Genomic DNA, 17,443 nt, shown 5'->3' with positions numbered 1-17,443 from the left:
GTCCAGCTTTCCATGAATGCATTCATTAAAAAAAGCGTCTGGTTTATAGTCGCAGTGATTGGCGCATCTGCTATCGGCGGTATCGCAATCCATCGGGGAGAAAGTATTAATGCCTTATGGTTCATTACTGCTGCGATATGTGTTTACGCGATTGCTTATAGATTCTATTCGGCATGGATTGCTGCTGAAGTTTTAACACTGGATGAGACGCGGGCAACACCCGCAGAACGTTTAGATAATGGGCGTGATTTTGTGCCCACCAACAGATGGGTAGTGTTTGGGCACCATTTTGCTGCCATCGCTGGCCCTGGCCCATTAGTTGGCCCAACACTGGCCGCCCAATTCGGTTATTTGCCCGGCACTTTGTGGATATTGATAGGCGCGGTGCTCGGCGGTTGCGTGCAGGATATCGTCACTTTATTTCTCTCGACACGCCGCAATGCTAAAAGTCTTGGGCAAATGGCGCGAGAAGAGTTGGGCGCATTCGGGGGTGCAGCTGCATTGATCGGTACCTTTTGTATCATGGTGATTTTAATCGCCGTACTCGGTCTGGTGGTCGTCAATGCGATGAAGCATAGCCCTTGGGCGACATCAACGGTGGCTGCGACTATTCCTATCGCAATGATCGTTGGTCTTTATATGCGTAGTTTCCGCCCGGGCCGTGTATTAGAGGCCTCCATGCTGGGGGTGGCACTGCTTCTATTTTCTGTAGTGGCTGGTGGTTGGGTAGATCACAGCCCACAGCTAAGAGTCTTATTCGACCATGAAGGTTTGCCCTTGGCTTGGGGAATTATTGCTTACGGATTTGCTGCGGCTATTCTTCCGGTCTGGTTGTTACTAGCGCCACGTGATTATCTTTCTACATTTATGAAGCTTGGCACTGTGATCGTGCTCGCTATCGCTATTGTAGTGTTAAGCCCCGAGATCAAAATGCCAGCACTGACACAGTTCACCGATGGTACCGGCCCGATATTTGGCGGTTCGATGTTCCCGTTTGTTTTTATCACGATCGCCTGTGGTGCTGTGTCAGGCTTCCACGCATTGATCGCATCGGGCACTACGCCTAAGTTGATTGCCAATGAACGTGATATTCGCATGATCGGTTATGGCGGTATGTTGTTAGAGGCTTTTGTCGCAATGATGGCAATGGTGGCAGCAACGGTGCTGGAGCCGGGTGTCTTCTTCGCCATCAATAGTCCCGCAGGTGTAGTGGGTAAAGAGGCGATCGATGCAGTTGCTAAAATCAGCTCGTGGGGGTTCCCTGTGACAGTCGAGCAGATGGAACATCTGGCTAACGAAATGGGGGAGTCCACTTTGTTTGCCCGCACTGGCGGCGCCCCATCTTTGGCCGTGGGTATGGCGAGTATATTCGGCAGTGCTTTTGGTAAAAGCATGCTATCGCTCTGGTATCACTTTGCGATCATGTTCGAGGCGATCTTTATCCTGACTACCTTAGATGCCGGTACGCGTGTCGGACGTTTTATGTTGCAGGATATGTTAGGTAATATCTGGCCGAAATTAGGTAAGACTTCATGGTATCCATCCGTCTTATTCACGAGCGCCTTAGTCGTCGCTGGTTGGGGATATTTCCTCTATATCGGCGTAATCGACCCTAACGGTGGCGTCAATATCCTTTGGCCCTTATTCGGTATCGCCAATCAGATGCTGGCAGCAATAGCACTTTGCATTGCCACGGGCATTCTGATTAAATCTGGGAAATTGCGACATGCATGGGTGACCGGATTACCTCTCTTGTGGCTTGTGATCATCACCACAACCGCAGCTTGGGAGAAGATCACCAGCGCAGATATTCGTGTTGGTTTCTTTGCTGCCGCGAATGATATGTCTGCCAAACTGGCAGCCGGCTTATTGCCACCAGAGAAAGCCGCTGTCGCACCTCAACTGATATTCAATCAACAGCTAGATGCTTGGTTAACATTGTTCTTCGTGATGGTCGTGTGGGTGGTGATCTTTGATATGGTACGTGTCAGCATGCGCTACTTAACAGGAAAATCGGTACCACTTTCGACAGAAGTGCCCTATGTGGCAACCACGCTGAATTAAGGGTTTGATGCTTAAAAAGCTAAAGAAAATTTGGGGATTTATACGGCGCTTATCAGGGGATGATGCATATGAGCGCTATCTCTTGCATCATGCCAAACATCATTCAGGTGAGGTAGCAAAAACCAAGGCAGAATTTTTTAAAGAGTGGCAAGACAGCAAGTGGACGGGAATTAAACGCTGCTGTTAACCACTCTCTAGTGAAGTACTACTTGTTACTTAAGCGCGCATGCTTCTTTCTTGACCACCCATGATGCGGGCAAAATCTTCAAAGCTTAGCTCTTCTATTTCAACACCATAAGGATTTGCGCTTGATGATGAGAATACATTGTCACGCGCTTTCTCCATTTTAACTTCTTGTGCCTTTGTTTCACTGATGAATGGTTCGCCAGGATTTCTGTTAAGCATCGATTGAAATAATTTTTTCATGGTATTTCTCCTAATTTCTTATGTTGTCAGGGTTGCCCCGGATTTTTTATATTCTGGTAATACATGTGCAATTCACATACCAGTTTCGACATAATGATTAAGAGAAAAATTTAAATTATAACTAGCTGATTATTATATGGATTATTAATTTCTATAATTCATAGAGATATTCTTTGATGCAATGAGATGTCGAAAAATCCACGAACGATTATGCATGCGTCGAAACTTCAACATTCATTGTTTTTGTGAATCAGTTCACGGTTTTATTGCTGCCCAAAGCGATGCTTTTTTGCTTGGATGAACATCCATACGCCAACCAATACCATAGGCAAGCTAAGCCACTGCCCCATACTCATACCGAGTGCAAGAACCCCTAAAAAGCTGTCGGGTTCTCGTGTGAATTCTACTAAGAACCTGAAGCTGCCATAACCAATCAAGAACAAGGCTGAAACCGCCCCTAATGGTCTTGGTTTTCTCGAATATAGCCATAAGACCGTAAATAGAACGATGCCCTCAAGCAAAAACTCATAAAGTTGCGATGGGTGACGCGCAATACTGTCCACACGGGGAAAGACCATCGCCCATGGCATATCACTTGCACGGCCCCAGAGTTCACCATTGATAAAATTACCCATACGCCCAGCACCAAGGCCGATTGGTACAAGCGGCGCGACAAAGTCCATGACATTCAGCCAGCGTTTCCCGGTTTTTCTGGCGAAGAAGATCATTGCAGTTAAAACACCAAGAAACCCCCCGTGGAAAGACATACCGCCTTGCCACAAAAATAATATTTCCAGTGGATGGCTCAAGTAATAGGCCGGCTGGTAAAAGATTACGTAGCCTAGGCGCCCGCCCAAGATGACACCCAGTGCACCATAAAATAGAAGGTCATCAACATCACTTTCTTTCCAGTCGAGTGCCGGAGTGTTGCGTATGCGCAACTTACCGAGAAGAAGTAGACTCATAAACCCTATCAGGTACATCAAGCCATACCAGTGGATGCCAAACGGGCCAATATGGATGGCAACAGGGTCTATTTGCGGGTGTATCAACATTAGAGGGATCGTGGTTATATGGGTTAGAATAATGGATTATACGATTTATTACGTTTACATCGCTGTAAACAAATAAGGATTTGTTATGCCGCAATACCGCTCACGTACTACTACACATGGTCGTAACATGGCTGGTGCCCGCGCACTATGGCGTGCTACGGGGATGAAAGAAGAGGATTTCACCAAGCCGATCATCGCCATCTCAAACTCATTTACACAGTTTGTACCGGGTCATGTTCACTTAAAAGATTTAGGTCAACTCGTCGCGCGTGAAATCGAAAGAGCGGGTGGCGTAGCCAAAGAATTCAATACCATCGCCGTGGATGACGGCATCGCCATGGGCCATAGCGGCATGCTGTATAGTTTGCCAAGCCGTGACTTGATTGCTGATAGCGTTGAGTACATGGTCAATGCGCACTGTGCCGATGCCCTCGTATGTATCTCTAACTGCGATAAGATCACGCCTGGCATGTTGATGGCCGCGTTGCGCTTGAATATCCCTGTGGTATTCGTATCTGGCGGCCCGATGGAAGCGGGCAAGGTGAACTGGAATGGCACAACACACAAGCTAGACTTGGTTGATGCGATGGTGGCTGGTGCAGATAGCAAAGTGTCCGATGCTGAGTCTGAAGCTATCGAACGTTCAGCTTGTCCGACCTGTGGATCATGCTCAGGCATGTTTACTGCAAACTCGATGAACTGCCTGACTGAAGCGCTGGGTTTGAGTTTGCCAGGGAATGGCTCCACGCTGGCGACGCATGCGGCTCGTAAGCAACTTTTCTTACAGGCTGGTCGTGTGATCGTGGATTTGGCGAAGCGTCATTATGAGCAGGATGATTACAGTGTGTTGCCGCGTAATATTGCGAATATGCAGGCGTTCGAGAATGCCATGAGCCTAGATGTTGCGATGGGCGGTTCTACTAATACCGTATTACACTTGCTTGCTGCTGCACATGAAGCTGGCGTGAATTTCACGATGGCAGATATTGATCGTATCTCACGTAATGTGCCTTGTATTTGCAAGGTTGCACCTGCGACTGCTAAATATCACATGGAAGATGTCCACCGGGCTGGTGGCGTGATGGGTATTCTCAGCGAGCTGAGTCGTGCCGGTAAGATCCATTTGGATACCCCGACTGTGCATAGCGCTAGTATGGGCGAGGCATTGGCTAAATGGGATATCACTACCACAACAGATGAAGACGTTAAGAAGTTCTACCGCGCAGCACCCGGTGGTATCTCGACAACGATCGCGTTTAGCCAATCAATGTTATGGCCAGATCTTGATGATGACCGTAAAGAAGGTTGTATCCGTGATAAAGACCATGCCTACTCGCAAGATGGTGGCTTGGCTGTGCTTTATGGCAATATCGCGATGGACGGCTGTATCGTAAAGACTGCCGGTGTGGACGATAGCATTCTAAAATTCACTGGCCGTGCACGTATCTTTGAAAGTCAGGATGATGCAGTTGAGGGGATTCTTGCGGATAAAGTCGTCGCTGGTGATATCGTGGTGATTCGCTACGAAGGGCCGCGTGGCGGCCCGGGTATGCAGGAAATGCTATATCCTACTAGTTACTTAAAATCCAAAGGTTTGGGCAAAGAGTGTGCATTATTGACGGATGGACGCTTCTCCGGCGGCACATCTGGATTGAGTATCGGCCATGCCTCCCCTGAAGCGGCTGAAGGTGGTGCGATAGGATTGGTGGAAGAAGGTGATACCATTGAAATCGATATCCCAAACCGTACGATTCACTTGGTTGTAACGGATGAGATCATGGCACATCGTCGTGCGACGATGGAAGCCAAAGGCAAGGATGCCTGGAAGCCGGTTTCGCGTGAGCGCGTCGTTTCACCAGCTTTGCGTGCATATGCTGCCATGAGTACCAGCGCCTCGCGCGGTGCGATACGCGATGTATCGCAAATAGAAAAATAAGAATGAAGTAGTTAGTAGCAGGGGGATGACCGGATTCAATTATCGGGGATGTACAAATGAACTCATTATCGACACTGGAAAAACCTGAAGCCGCCGCGTTGCATCTTCAATTGGTTGAAGATGAAAACGGATTAATGACAATCGAAGTCAATAATCCGTTGGCAACAGCGCAGATTGCGCTTCAAGGCGCCCATGTTACGCAGTGGCAGCCAAAAAACGTATCAGCGCCTGTGCTTTGGTTATCCAAGAAAGCGCGTCATATCCATGGACGTTCAATCCGTGGCGGCGTGCCTATCTGCTGGCCTTGGTTTGGAGCACACCCGACTAATACCGAAGTCTGTCCGCACGGCTTTGCTCGTGTAATGCCTTGGCGTTTGATCGAGTCTAATATCCTTGATAGTGGCGCGACACGATTGGTATTGCAAATTATCGACACCCCTGTTGCCCAGAAACAGCTTGAATATCCTTATGAATTAACTTTGACCCTAATAATTGGCGAGACGCTACAAATGGAGCTGGCCACCAAGAATAATGGCGATGAACCATTTGAGATCGGTGAAGCGTTGCATACTTACTTTCAGGTCAGCGATGTTGAAACGATTGCTGTAAGTGGTCTTGAAGGCACCTTGTATGCTGATAAAGTGAAAGATTTCGCACGCGATAAGCAAAAAGGCGCGCTCACTTTCCATAGCGAGTTTGACCGCGTATATATCGATACTCAGTCTGACTGTGTGATCGAAGATAAAGGCCTGAACCGCAAGATCCGCATCAAGAAGACCGGTAGCCGATCAACCGTGGTGTGGAATCCATGGAAGCAAAAAGCTGCTGAATTGAGTGACATGGGCGATAACGATGACTGGCGCCATATGATCTGTGTCGAATCGGCCAATGCTCTGGATAATGTGATCAATGTCGCACCGCATAGTACGCATGTATTAACTGTGGAATATAGCGTCACCAATCTATAATTGCATGACAAACAGACTGGCGAACGAGACTAGCCCTTATCTTCTGCAACATGCAGATAATCCTGTCGAGTGGTATCCATGGGGTGAAGAAGCCCTGAAGCTGGCCCGCGAACAGGATAAACCTATCCTGTTATCGGTCGGCTATTCTGCATGTCACTGGTGCCATGTCATGGCGCATGAATCGTTTGAAGATGCAGAAGTGGCTGCCGTGATGAATCGGCATTTCATCAATATCAAGGTCGATCGTGAAGAGCGCCCTGATATCGACCAGATATACCAGACTGCACACAGCATGCTTTCCAATAAGAGCGGCGGCTGGCCGTTAACTGTGTTTCTTACCCCGCAGCAAGAGCCATTTTATAGTGGCACCTATTTTCCCAAGACTGCTCGCTATCAGTTGCCGGGATTTCCTGATTTAGTGACGCATATTGCGGGTTTCTATCACCAACGCAAAGAAGATCTGGCTGAACAAAATCGCCAATTATTACAGGCTATGGCGCGTACCGTGCCGACGGCAAGCAATGTCATCAATGCTGGTGAGGAAACTATCCAGCTCGCCTTCGAGCATCTAAAAAGCGGGTTTGATTTTGAACATGGGGGCTTTGGTTCAGCACCAAAATTCCCTAATCCAGCAGATGTGAATTTTCTTCTACGTTTGGCTGCAAAAGGTAATAAAGAAGCAGAAGCCATGGCGTTGCAAATGTTGCGCAGTATGGCTGCTGGTGGCATCTATGACCAGATTGGTGGCGGGTTCTGTCGGTATAGCGTGGATGAAAAATGGATGATCCCCCATTTTGAGAAGATGCTCTATGACAATGGGCAGTTACTTTGCCTGTATGTCGATGGCTGGCAGTTGAGTAAAGATCCGCGTTTTGTCGAGGTGATCGAAGAAACCATCGATTGGATGGTACGTGAGATGCGTTCATCTTCAGGGGCTTTCTATTCTTCGCTAGATGCAGACTCTGAGGGTGAAGAGGGTAGATTCTATGTATGGCAACCAGCAGAGGCTAAAGCCTTACTGACCCCAGATGAATTTGTCGTCGCAAGTCGTTATTTTGGGTTTGATCGCGCGCCTAATTTTGAGGGCCATGATTGGCATGTATATTTAACAGCGCAGGCTGATGCAGAAGATAAGGTTCTACTGGATAGCGCCCGTACAAAGTTATTTCAGGCACGAGAACAGCGCATTCGCCCCGGTCGCGATGATAAATTGCTGACCAGTTGGAATGCATTGGCCATCAAAGGTCTGGCACGTGCTGGGCGTATCCTGAATCGGCCAGAATGGGTAATACTTGCCCAGCAAGCATTAGATTTTATAAAAGATAAGTTATGGGTCGATGAGAAATTATTGGCAACCTGCAAAGATGATATCGCCCATTTGAATGCGTATCTCGATGACTACGCTTTTCTGTTAGACGCTTTGCTGGAATTGATGCAGGCAGAATATCGTGCGCAGGATATGGAATTCGCGGAAGACTTAGCGGAGACGCTTCTGGAAGAGTTCGAGTCTGAGCACGGAGGGTTCTATTTCACAGGGCACAACCATGAAGTATTGATTCATCGCACCAAACAGGCCTACGATAATGCTACCCCGAATGGTAATGGTATCGCCGCGATCAGTTTACAACGCTTAGGGCATATGCTGGGTGAGCCACGATATTTGCAGGCAGTAGAGCGTAGCTTGAAAGCATTTGATGGTGTCATGCAGCGCTCTCCTTCCGGTTGCCCGAATATGCTGGTGGCGTTAGATGAGTTCCTGCTGCCACCTACCATGCTGATTCTGCGGGGGGCAATAGAAGCTCAAGATGCGTGGCGCCAGCAGATCAATCGGCGCTATCTGCCCGCTGCATTGACGTTTTATTTATCGAACGATTTGAAAAAATTACCGCAAACACTAGAACGCCCAGCCAGTGATGCTGTCAATGCTTGGGTATGCAGAGGTGTCGAGTGCTTGCCAGTCATTAATGAACTTGAGGGGCTGTTGACGCATCTATAGCTTTCCATGCGTGAGCAATCATGGGTATGATGAAGTTAATCGTCTATTTCAGCGAGTGATCAAGGTGAAAGGGTAAGCATGAAAGGGGTGTTGTTGACGATTGTGAGCGCCAGCTCTTTTATGATGGCAGGCCAAGCATTAGCGGTCGATGCCAAGGTTGCAGAAGCGCTTGCGCAGAAGAATGGATGCCTTGCCTGCCATAGTGTTGCAGTCAAAGTAATCGGCCCATCGTATCAGGATGTGGCGACCAAATACCGTGGTGATAAGACAGCAGAAGCTAAATTAATTGCAAAAGTTAAAGAAGGTGGCAGCGGCGTATGGGGTCCTTTGCGCATGCCACCTAACAGTCCACATGTTAAGGACGAAGACATCAAAATTGTCGTCCAGTGGGTGCTATCACTTTAATCAATATTTATAGTGAGCATGACAACAAGCCAGTCCAAAAGACTGGCTTTTTACTTTCTATGTTGTCACTCTGTTGACTTGTAGTTTAAGGTTTGCGCAACTTGCTATGCTGAAAAGAATAGCTAAAGTACACCGCGATACCAATCACCACCCAGATTAAGAATCGATGCCAAGTCTCCGCAGGCAAGAATGCGATCAATGCGCTGCATGAAATGATACCGAGTACGGGAATCACAGGATGCCATGGATTTTTGAATGGGCGTTTGAGATTAGGCTGGCGTATACGTAATACGATCACGCCGACGCATACCATGATAAAGCTCGCCAGCGTGCCGATATTCACCGTTTCAGCTAGCTCGCCGAGTGGAATAAAACCCGCAACGATAGAGATCACGAAGCCGCAAAGTAAGATGATGCGAACCGGTGTTTGTCGCTCTGGATTGATGGTCGAAAAGAATGGCGATATCAAACCATCTCGGCTCATGGCGTACAAGATGCGCGTCAAGCCATATAACAATACCAATAAAACCGTGATCAGGCCTGCCAATACGCCAGTTGCAACAAGTGTGGATGACCATGTGTAGCCGATTTTAGTTAGTGCGAAAGCAACAGGAGATGTAGTATTTAATTCGGTGTAGGGGACGATGCCAGTTAAGAATCCAGATACTAGAATGTAAATGATCGTGCAGAAGGTCACGGAGGCGATCAATCCGATCGGTAAGTCTTTCTGCGGGTTCTTTGCTTCATCAGCTGCTGTAGATACAGCATCAAAGCCGAAGTAAGCGAAGAATACCAAGGATGCGCCCGCCAATATCCCGATGGTTTTGCCGTTCTCCAGTGTGTCAAACCAGCCGAAAGGCATAAAAGGATGCCAGTTATCGGTATTCAGGTTCATCGCAGCAATTGCCAGAAAGATTGCAATGGTCGTGAGTTTTATCGCCACCATGATGTTGTTGACTTGAGAGCTTTGCTTAACACCGGAAATGAGCAGTAAAGTGAGTATCCAGATGATAGAGAACGCTGGCAAATTGATGATGCCACCCAGACTAGGCGCTTTTGTATAAGCCTCTGGCATGCTGAAACCAAAATTGGTTAATGTGCGAATAAAGTAACCTGCCCAGCCATTAGCGACTGCTGCTGCTCCCACACCGTATTCCAGTAATAATATCCAAGCGATCACCCAGGCGAAAAACTCACCAAAAGCTACATAGCTGTAACCGTATGCACTACCCGAACCCCCAACGGATGCTGCTAATTCAGCATAGGAAAGTGCGGCAAAAGCTGAGGCGACACCAGCGATAATGAATGAGATGATGACGGCTGGCCCAGCCTGAGTTGCTGCGGCTAACCCAGTGAGTACAAAAATACCGGTGCCGATCGCCCCGCCTATTCCTAGCAGCGCTAGATCAAAAGCGCTCAAGCATTTTTTGAGGCCGCTATCAGTTTCAGTGGCAATCGGTTTGGTACGAAATATCTGTGCAAACATGAACACTCCCTTTTATACAGGAGTATGCACGAAATATGCCCATCAGGTTAAGAAGGTGCTAGCCAGTTTTTATCGATGAGGAAGTCGGAATAAAGTTTAGCCTCTGCTGACCCTGCATCAGGTTTCCAGTCATATCGCCATTTCACGACGGGTGGCATGGAAAGCAGAATCGACTCAGTGCGACCATTGGATTGCAGGCCAAATAAAGTACCGCGGTCATAGACCAGATTGAATTCGACATAGCGCCCTCTGCGATAGGCCTGAAAGTCGCGCTGTTGCTCATTGTATGGTGTATCTTTCCGGCGCTGCACGATGGGCAGATAGGCATTGATGAATGCATCACCAACGTTTTTAATCAATGCAAAACTTTGTTCAAATCCTAATTCATTGAAATCATCGAAGAATATACCGCCAATGCCGCGAGGCTCTTTCCGGTGCTTCAAATAGAAGTACTCATCGCAGGCTTTCTTGAAGTTAGGATAGTAGTCATCACTAAATGGTGCAAGTGCATCGCGACATGTTCGGTGAAAGTGCACAGCGTCTTCTTCAAAGCCGTAATAGGGTGTCAAGTCCATGCCCCCGCCAAACCACCAGATAGGTGCTTCATTCTCTTTTTCTGCGATAAAGAAACGCACATTCATGTGTACGGTAGGCACAAAAGGATTGCGTGGATGAAACACCAACGACACGCCCATTGCTCGCCAGCTACGGCCAGCTGCTTCAGGATGCGCCACGCTCGCGGATGGCGGTAGTTTATTACCCATCACGTGAGAAAAGCCGATGCCAGCGCGTTCGAATACATTGCCTTCTTCCAGCATGCATGCGGTTCCGCCACCGCCCTCTGGACGTTGCCAACTGTCATGCAGAAACGTCTTGCCATCTACCATTTCGACTGCTTCTACGATACGGTTTTGTAAACCTTGTAAGTAATCAAAGACGGCATCTGGATTCATGGCTGATTTTCTGAAGATTCGTTGGTAAACTGGTTAAGGGTGGCATTATGGACGAATAACCTTATTTGTTACAAGGTCTTTAATCGTCGAAGGTTTTTTGGCCTTGCCGATTCGCCCTGAAATCACGCGCACTGACTTTCCAAATAATCTACTGCATTCACGGGCAGATTTTGCTGATTGATGGCCACTACGATTCGCACTGGTGGAGACGATGGCGTTATTGATGCTATGGGCTAATTTGGCGCTGCCAGTATGCGCTGTAACGCGCACAGCGATGCTGCTATGTTTCCCTCTCAGCCAAAATGGACAACGTTTGCTGGCAGGTATGAGCCACGTGAATGGGCCTGGCCAAGTTTCTAATAACTTCGTCTTTTGGCTAGCAGATAGTTGGCTGATGAATGGGGAGAACTGTCTTAATTCGTGTGCAATTAAAATGAGGCCTTTATGCTGAGGCCTACCTTTTAACCTGAGAATGCGCTGCACACCTAAGCGGCTTTTTGGGTCACAGCCAAGCCCGAAGCAAGATTCGGTAGGGTAGGCAATAACACCACCTTGACGTAGATAGTGACGTAAGCCTCGATTTTGGATCACATCCGTAAGCCTTAGGCTTTGATTGCCCTGTAGCCGATATCACTACGCATCTGGCTACCATCGAACTTGATCTCTTCAGCAATCTGGTAGGCGCGGGATTGTGCATATTTTACGGTTTCACCAAGTGCAGTTACGCAAAGTACACGCCCACCGCTAGTGAGTACTTGCTCGTCTTTAAGCATAGTGCCAGCATGGAATACATGCGCATCTTGCAGGTCTTTTGGCAGCCCTGTGATGACATCACCAGTACGGGGTGTTTCAGGGTAGTTTGCTGATGCCATGACGATACCAAGTGCTGTACGTCTATCCCAATCCACCTCGACTTTATCCAGTGCCCCATCGACAGCATGTTCAGCCAGTGTGACTAAATCGCTCTTGAGTCTCAGCATGATAGGTTGAGTTTCTGGATCGCCCATGCGGCAATTGAATTCAAGCGTTTTGACATCGCCATTTGGCGAAATCATCAGGCCAGCATAAAGGAAACCAGTGTAAGGAATACCATCTTGCGCCATGCCTGCAACAGTCGGTTTAATAATCTCACGCATGGCTTTTGCATGTATTTCTGGGGTAACGACAGGGGCAGGGGAATACGCGCCCATGCCGCCGGTATTGGGGCCTTCGTCACCATCCAACAACCGTTTATGGTCTTGGCTGGTTGCCAGTGGGAGTATATTCTTACCGTCTACCATCACGATAAAGCTGGCTTCTTCGCCAGTCAGAAATTCTTCAATCACGACGCGCGCACCTGCGGCCCCAAGTTTGTTATCTGCCAACATGGAGTCGATAGCCGCATGGGCTTCATCTTCATCCATGGCAACAACAACCCCTTTGCCAGCCGCTAATCCATCTGCCTTGATGACGATAGGCGCACCTTGCTTACGCACATACTCATGTGCTGCATTGGCGTCTGTGAATGTGGCATAAGCTGCGGTGGGGATGTTGTGGCGAATCATGAACGCTTTGGCAAAATCTTTGGAGCTTTCCAATTGCGCTGCCGCTTTGGTCGGTCCGAATATTTTTAACCCGGCAATGCGGAAAGCGTCTACCACGCCTTGCGACAAAGGCGCTTCTGGGCCAACGATAGTCAATGCGATCTGTTCTTTTTCAGCAAATTCGACGAGTTCTTTCACATCGGTGATTGGTACATTCACCATATCAGGGTTCAACGCAGTACCCGCATTACCAGGCGCCACATAGACGCGGCTGATCTTTGGGCTGTGCGTTATCTTCCATGCCAAGGCGTGTTCGCGACCACCGCCACCAATCACAAGTACTTTCATAGCTAAGAACCCTGAGTATTTTTTAAAAGTGCGACCATAAGATCACACCAGATTAATCATTCGGTTAATGACGGAAATGCCTTACGCCAGTCAGAATCATGACAAGGCCATGTGCATCGGCCGCTGCGATCACTTCATCATCCCGGATGCTACCACCAGGTTGGATGACGCAAGTAGCACCTGCTTCGGCTAAAACATCGACGCCGTCACGGAAAGGGAAGAACGCATCAGAGGCTACGACTGAACCTTGTAATGAAAGCCCTGCATGCTGCGCCTTGATCGCTGCAATTTTGGTACTATCAACGCGGCTCATCTGGCCTGCACCTACGCCTAACGTCATACCATCCCCACAGAATACGATGGCATTCGACTTAACGTACTTCGCTACACGCCATGCAAACAGCAGGTCTTCAAGTTGTTCAGGGGTAGGTTGTTTTTTAGTGACCACTTTAAGGTCGCTTGGGCTGATCTCATGATTGTCCGCACTCTGTATTAACAAGCCAGAGCCGATACGTTTTGTATCATGCATATTACGGCCTTGTGCCCAAGCCGTATTGCCGCCTGATGGCAGTGCAATCTTGAGTACGCGCACATTCGCTTTGGCTTGCAAGATGGCAAGCGCATCTGCGGTAAAGTCAGGCGCAATCAATACTTCAACGAATTGTTTAGAGACAGCTTCAGCAGTTGTCTTGTCTACAAGACGATTAAACGCGATGATGCCACCAAATGCCGAGGTAGTATCAGTCTTGAATGCTTTTGCATAAGCTTCGGCAGTATCTGCGCCGATAGCGACCCCGCATGGGTTCGCGTGCTTGACGATGACGCAAGCGGCATTATCAAAGCTCTTTACACACTCCCAAGCAGCATCAGCATCAGCTATGTTGTTATAAGAAAGTTCTTTGCCTTGTAGCTGCTCTGCTGTGACTAATGAGCCAGGTGCAGGGTAGAGGTCGCGATAGAATGCAGCATTCTGGTGCGGGTTTTCACCATAACGTAGGTCTTGCAACTTGATGAATCGGCCGTTGATTTGCCCTGGGAATTCACCGCGTTTGCCATCGGCATCAAAAGAAGACAAATAATCACTGATCGCACCATCATAGTTGCTGATACGATTAAAGGCAGCAACGGATAAAGCAAACTTTGTTTTGTCTGCCAACGTGCCTGTGCTTTTTAATTCCGCGATCACATCAGCATATTGTGACGCATCCGTTAGCACCGCCACGTCTTTCCAGTTCTTTGCAGCAGAGCGCACCATGGCGGGGCCGCCGATATCGATATTCTCAATCGCATCTTCAAGCGTACAGTCGGCTTTAGCGACAGTGGCCTCGAATGGATAGAGGTTTACCACCACCATATCGATAGGCGGGATCGCAGCGTTATCCATCGCTGCGACATGTTCTGGTAAATCTCGGCGACCGAGAATGCCACCATGTACTTTAGGGTGCAGTGTCTTCACGCGGCCATCCAGCATTTCCGGAAAACCGGTGTAATCACTCACTTCGATGACAGCGATATTATGATCGCGAAAGAGCTTAGCTGTACCACCAGTTGAAAGAATCTCTATGCCCAGTTTATTTAGGTCTTTTGCAAGCTCAAGAATGCCTTGCTTGTCGGAAACACTGATCAGTGCACGTTTAATTGTCGCCATGAGGGAATACTTCTGAAAAAGAGGTTATTGAATCTTGTATTGCTGAAGTTTTTTGCGCAGCGTGTTGCGGTTTAATCCGAGTATCTCGGCTGCTTTGCTTTGGTTTCCACCGGCACGGTTGAGCACATATTGCAACATCGGTTTTTCAACGCATTGCAGCACCATGTCATAGACCGCATGTGGCGGCTCGCCGTCTAGATCTTTGAAGTACTCTTCAAGTGAGGCGCGTACGCATTCTGAGATATCTCTATTGCTCATCAGGCTGCCATCGCTTCATCAGTAGTTGCCGCATCGTCTTCAGCGTATTGCAGGTGTGTACTTTGTGTTTGCAAACGCTCAAAGAATTCATTGATCGCAGCTTGCTGCTCTTCTATCGTTTGCAGTTGGTTCATGGCATGGCGAAAGTTCGCAGAATCTTTCAAACCTTTGGTGTACCAAGAGATGTGTTTGCGCGCTATGCGCATGCCAGATAAATCACCGTAGAAATCGTATAAATCAGCGACATGCTCTTGCATCACCCTATGTATCTCACTGACTTCGGGTAAGGCTAAATGCTCGCCGGTTTTTAAATAATGTTCGATCTCACGAAAAATCCAAGGGCGCCCCTGTGCTGCACGGCCAATCATCACGGCATCAGCGCCCGTGTAATCCAGCACATATTTGGCTTTTTCCGGTGTGGTGATATCGCCATTCGCGATTAAAGGAATATTGATAGCCTGTTTTACCGCTGCGATGGTGTCGTATTCTGCATCGCCGGTGTACGCACATGCGCGGGTACGGCCATGCATGGCAAGGGCTTGTACGCCGATATCTTCAGCCATTTTGGCAACGGCAATCGCATTGCGATTCTGCTTATCCCAGCCTGTACGTATCTTTAATGTTACGGGCACATCCACAGCAGCGACAACGGCTTTTAATATCTGTGAAACCAGTGGTTCGTCTTTCAATAATGCCGAGCCCGCCATGACATTACATATCTTCTTGGCCGGGCAGCCCATATTGATATCGATGATCTGTGCACCGTTATCAACATTGTATTTAGCCGCTTCAGCCATCATTTTCGGGTCAGCACCGGCGATCTGCACCGAGATCGGGTCTACTTCGCCCTCATGATTAGCGCGGCGCAAGGTTTTTGCACTGCCGTAGAGCAGCGAATTCGATGTCACCATCTCAGAAACAGCCAAGCCCGCGCCCATCTTTTTGCATAAGATGCGGAAAGGGCGGTCTGTCACGCCAGCCATGGGCGCGACTACCAGATTGTTCTTAAGTATGTAGGGACCGATTTGCACGAATGACCGTTTTTTTAAAATTCAGCGGAACTGCTCATTTTATATGCAAATAGCGTGTGAGCAAAACGCAAATTTGTAAATTAATCAGGGTTTCACAACTATTTGATGGATTTATGGTGGATGGATATGTTTTTGTCGCAGTGTAACATTCTAAATATGCCGTGCAGGTAGATGGGTTGTGATTAGATTGATTGATTTCATCAAAGTATTGGCGACCAGCTAAAACCGGCATGAGTGACGCCTGTACGTATTTCGGCAATTCCCGCTTCAACGGTTTTTACAGGCCCTTTGACGCCAAGCTCTATCGTTCTGCGTTGGTCGAGTTTAGGTAGGCTAAATAATTTGAGGTCAGGATAGTTTGCGACGATGCTATTCATCAGGTCGATTAACTGGCTCTCTCCCGCATCGAACACTAGGATAGATGCTTCGCTGAAATCTTGCTGGTGGAATAAGTGTGCGTAATGGGTATCCAATATCCATTCGGTCATCGGCCATGCCATCTCGGGAAAGCCTGGCATAAAATAATGGCGCCCGAGTGAAAAGCCGGGTACCCGATTGACCGGATTAGGAATGAGTTCAGCACCTTGTGGGAAGTCTGCCATGAGCACCCGTTTGGGGTATGCACCTTCACCAAATCGTGCTTCAATCTCTGCAACTGCACCCGGGTGGCGCTCAATCACTAATTCTGCTGCATCGGCCGCTGCCTGACGCGTGTAGTCATCTGGCGTGGCGCCGATGCCGCCAAAGCAAAACACGATGTCACTGCTTTGCATAGTGCGGCGCAATGTGGTCGAAATGTGTGCTGGCTCATCTCCCAAGTATTCTGCCCAAGATAGGCTGAGACCTCTTGCAGAAAGCAGGGAAATCACTTTGGCGAGATGCCCATCTTGGCGTTTGCCAGAAAGGATTTCATCGCCGATGATGATGGCGCCAAAACGTGATGGTATAGAATCTGTCATGCTTTAAATTAGACTTTGTAATTGATATTCAACTATAGCTGAGTCTTGTGCAAAGTATATGCGCTTGTTTACTCCACGCAGGTTTCTGGCGTTAAAATAGCTGTAAAAGTAATCTTCATGAATTCGACCACATGACCACTCAGCAAGATAATCCAGACAATGAAGTGATTTGCTATTGTAGCGGCACCAAACGTGGTCAAATTCGCGAACTGTTCTTGCAAGGTAAGGATGTTGAGGCAATCTCCCGCTGGACTGGGGCACTCACAGGTTGTGGCGGCTGCGAATGGGATATTCAGGAATTTTTGGAAGAGCTTGCTATAGAGCAAAGCAAGCAGTCAACGTGATTTCAGCCCAAAAAATAGGTGATCTTCCCCATCGTTTCGGATG

Annotated in this window: 17 protein-coding genes; 7 read left to right on the top strand and 10 right to left on the bottom strand. The window is 48.2% G+C overall.

All coding sequences use genetic code 11. The annotated features are described in order from the left end of the window. Nucleotides 1–12: 12 nt before the first annotated feature. Nucleotides 13–2,064, top strand: coding sequence for a carbon starvation CstA family protein (locus A7981_RS09350; RefSeq protein ID WP_067267366.1), 2,052 nt, complete (start codon nucleotides 13–15; stop codon nucleotides 2,062–2,064). Nucleotides 2,065–2,071: 7 nt separating this feature from the next. Beyond that, nucleotides 2,072–2,251 carry a YbdD/YjiX family protein gene (locus A7981_RS09345; protein WP_067267364.1) on the top strand — a complete coding sequence of 60 codons (180 nt, stop codon included), beginning with the start codon at nucleotides 2,072–2,074 and terminating at the stop codon, nucleotides 2,249–2,251. Between the two features lie 29 nt (nucleotides 2,252–2,280). Here the strand turns inward: A7981_RS09345 and A7981_RS09340 are convergent, their stop codons facing one another. Together A7981_RS09340 and lgt are read right to left on the bottom strand one after the other, a co-directional pair. Further along, on the bottom strand, nucleotides 2,281–2,490 hold the full coding sequence (locus A7981_RS09340; RefSeq protein ID WP_067267362.1) for a hypothetical protein: 210 nt from the start codon (nucleotides 2,488–2,490) through the stop codon (nucleotides 2,281–2,283). A 263-nt stretch (nucleotides 2,491–2,753) separates the two neighbouring features. Then, a complete protein-coding gene (lgt, locus tag A7981_RS09335) occupies nucleotides 2,754–3,545 on the bottom strand; it encodes a prolipoprotein diacylglyceryl transferase (protein WP_067267360.1) in 792 nt (263 codons plus the stop codon). An 85-nt stretch (nucleotides 3,546–3,630) separates the two neighbouring features. On the opposite strand from lgt, the gene ilvD reads away from it, so the two are divergent. The 4 genes from ilvD (at nucleotide 3,631) to A7981_RS09315 (ending at nucleotide 8,850) form a co-directional block, all read left to right on the top strand. Beyond that, nucleotides 3,631–5,481, top strand: coding sequence for a dihydroxy-acid dehydratase (ilvD, locus tag A7981_RS09330; protein WP_067267358.1), 1,851 nt, complete (start codon nucleotides 3,631–3,633; stop codon nucleotides 5,479–5,481). Nucleotides 5,482–5,537: 56 nt separating this feature from the next. Next, nucleotides 5,538–6,449 carry a D-hexose-6-phosphate mutarotase gene (locus tag A7981_RS09325; protein ID WP_067267356.1) on the top strand — a complete coding sequence of 304 codons (912 nt, stop codon included), beginning with the start codon at nucleotides 5,538–5,540 and terminating at the stop codon, nucleotides 6,447–6,449. A 4-nt stretch (nucleotides 6,450–6,453) separates the two neighbouring features. Beyond that, the gene (locus A7981_RS09320; RefSeq protein ID WP_067267354.1) at nucleotides 6,454–8,445 is read left to right on the top strand and encodes a thioredoxin domain-containing protein; all 1,992 of its coding nucleotides are present in this window, start codon (nucleotides 6,454–6,456) and stop codon (nucleotides 8,443–8,445) included. A gap of 78 nt (nucleotides 8,446–8,523) precedes the next feature. Continuing rightward, nucleotides 8,524–8,850, top strand: coding sequence for a c-type cytochrome (locus A7981_RS09315; RefSeq protein WP_067267352.1), 327 nt, complete (start codon nucleotides 8,524–8,526; stop codon nucleotides 8,848–8,850). An 85-nt stretch (nucleotides 8,851–8,935) separates the two neighbouring features. Here the strand turns inward: A7981_RS09315 and A7981_RS09310 are convergent, their stop codons facing one another. The 8 genes from A7981_RS09310 to A7981_RS09275 all read right to left on the bottom strand — a co-directional run bounded on the left by A7981_RS09310 (nucleotide 8,936) and on the right by A7981_RS09275 (nucleotide 17,056). Continuing rightward, complete coding sequence (locus A7981_RS09310) at nucleotides 8,936–10,336, bottom strand: APC family permease (protein ID WP_067267350.1); 1,401 nt, start codon at nucleotides 10,334–10,336, stop codon at nucleotides 8,936–8,938. A 47-nt stretch (nucleotides 10,337–10,383) separates the two neighbouring features. Beyond that, on the bottom strand, nucleotides 10,384–11,289 hold the full coding sequence (gene hemF / locus A7981_RS09305) for an oxygen-dependent coproporphyrinogen oxidase (RefSeq protein WP_067267348.1): 906 nt from the start codon (nucleotides 11,287–11,289) through the stop codon (nucleotides 10,384–10,386). A 45-nt stretch (nucleotides 11,290–11,334) separates the two neighbouring features. Further along, nucleotides 11,335–11,880, bottom strand: coding sequence for an L-threonylcarbamoyladenylate synthase (locus A7981_RS09300; RefSeq protein WP_067267346.1), 546 nt, complete (start codon nucleotides 11,878–11,880; stop codon nucleotides 11,335–11,337). A gap of 11 nt (nucleotides 11,881–11,891) precedes the next feature. Continuing rightward, complete coding sequence (gene purD / locus A7981_RS09295; protein ID WP_067267344.1) at nucleotides 11,892–13,160, bottom strand: phosphoribosylamine--glycine ligase; 1,269 nt, start codon at nucleotides 13,158–13,160, stop codon at nucleotides 11,892–11,894. A gap of 64 nt (nucleotides 13,161–13,224) precedes the next feature. Beyond that, nucleotides 13,225–14,808: a bifunctional phosphoribosylaminoimidazolecarboxamide formyltransferase/IMP cyclohydrolase gene (purH, locus tag A7981_RS09290; RefSeq protein ID WP_067267342.1), complete on the bottom strand. Its 1,584-nt coding sequence runs from the start codon at nucleotides 14,806–14,808 to the stop codon at nucleotides 13,225–13,227. A 24-nt stretch (nucleotides 14,809–14,832) separates the two neighbouring features. Next, nucleotides 14,833–15,066 carry a Fis family transcriptional regulator gene (locus A7981_RS09285; protein WP_067267339.1) on the bottom strand — a complete coding sequence of 78 codons (234 nt, stop codon included), beginning with the start codon at nucleotides 15,064–15,066 and terminating at the stop codon, nucleotides 14,833–14,835. After that, entirely contained in the window at nucleotides 15,066–16,097 is a 1,032-nt protein-coding gene (dusB, locus tag A7981_RS09280) for a tRNA dihydrouridine synthase DusB (protein ID WP_067267337.1), read from the bottom strand. The genes A7981_RS09285 and dusB overlap by 1 nt, the downstream gene beginning before the upstream one ends. 200 nt (nucleotides 16,098–16,297) lie before the next feature. Beyond that, on the bottom strand, nucleotides 16,298–17,056 hold the full coding sequence (locus tag A7981_RS09275) for a molybdopterin-binding protein (protein WP_067267335.1): 759 nt from the start codon (nucleotides 17,054–17,056) through the stop codon (nucleotides 16,298–16,300). 131 nt (nucleotides 17,057–17,187) lie between these two features. On the opposite strand from A7981_RS09275, the gene A7981_RS09270 reads away from it, so the two are divergent. Beyond that, nucleotides 17,188–17,400: a (2Fe-2S)-binding protein gene (locus A7981_RS09270; protein WP_067267332.1), complete on the top strand. Its 213-nt coding sequence runs from the start codon at nucleotides 17,188–17,190 to the stop codon at nucleotides 17,398–17,400. Nucleotides 17,401–17,443: the final 43 nt, after the last annotated feature.

This window comes from Methylovorus sp. MM2 (assembly GCF_001648895.1).
In the GTDB taxonomy this organism is placed as follows: Bacteria; Pseudomonadota; Gammaproteobacteria; order Burkholderiales; family Methylophilaceae; genus MM1.
Note: the sequence above shows the minus strand (reverse complement) of the source record. Positions and strands in the feature narration are given on the sequence as shown.

What these genes read in the sequence shown, in the direction of transcription:
- hemF (WP_067267348.1), bottom strand. Translation starts at nt 11,289, where the DNA reads ATGAATCCAGATGCCGTCTTTGATTACTTACAAGGTTTACAAAACCGT.
- purD (WP_067267344.1), bottom strand. Translation starts at nt 13,160, where the DNA reads ATGAAAGTACTTGTGATTGGTGGCGGTGGTCGCGAACACGCCTTGGCA.
- A7981_RS09285 (WP_067267339.1), bottom strand. Translation starts at nt 15,066, where the DNA reads ATGAGCAATAGAGATATCTCAGAATGCGTACGCGCCTCACTTGAAGAG.
- A7981_RS09315 (WP_067267352.1), top strand. Translation starts at nt 8,524, where the DNA reads ATGAAAGGGGTGTTGTTGACGATTGTGAGCGCCAGCTCTTTTATGATG.
- purH (WP_067267342.1), bottom strand. Translation starts at nt 14,808, where the DNA reads ATGGCGACAATTAAACGTGCACTGATCAGTGTTTCCGACAAGCAAGGC.
- lgt (WP_067267360.1), bottom strand. Translation starts at nt 3,545, where the DNA reads ATGTTGATACACCCGCAAATAGACCCTGTTGCCATCCATATTGGCCCG.
- A7981_RS09320 (WP_067267354.1), top strand. Translation starts at nt 6,454, where the DNA reads ATGACAAACAGACTGGCGAACGAGACTAGCCCTTATCTTCTGCAACAT.
- ilvD (WP_067267358.1), top strand. Translation starts at nt 3,631, where the DNA reads ATGCCGCAATACCGCTCACGTACTACTACACATGGTCGTAACATGGCT.
- A7981_RS09340 (WP_067267362.1), bottom strand. Translation starts at nt 2,490, where the DNA reads ATGAAAAAATTATTTCAATCGATGCTTAACAGAAATCCTGGCGAACCA.
- A7981_RS09310 (WP_067267350.1), bottom strand. Translation starts at nt 10,336, where the DNA reads ATGTTTGCACAGATATTTCGTACCAAACCGATTGCCACTGAAACTGAT.
- A7981_RS09325 (WP_067267356.1), top strand. Translation starts at nt 5,538, where the DNA reads ATGAACTCATTATCGACACTGGAAAAACCTGAAGCCGCCGCGTTGCAT.
- A7981_RS09350 (WP_067267366.1), top strand. Translation starts at nt 13, where the DNA reads ATGAATGCATTCATTAAAAAAAGCGTCTGGTTTATAGTCGCAGTGATT.
- A7981_RS09345 (WP_067267364.1), top strand. Translation starts at nt 2,072, where the DNA reads ATGCTTAAAAAGCTAAAGAAAATTTGGGGATTTATACGGCGCTTATCA.
- A7981_RS09270 (WP_067267332.1), top strand. Translation starts at nt 17,188, where the DNA reads ATGACCACTCAGCAAGATAATCCAGACAATGAAGTGATTTGCTATTGT.
- A7981_RS09275 (WP_067267335.1), bottom strand. Translation starts at nt 17,056, where the DNA reads ATGACAGATTCTATACCATCACGTTTTGGCGCCATCATCATCGGCGAT.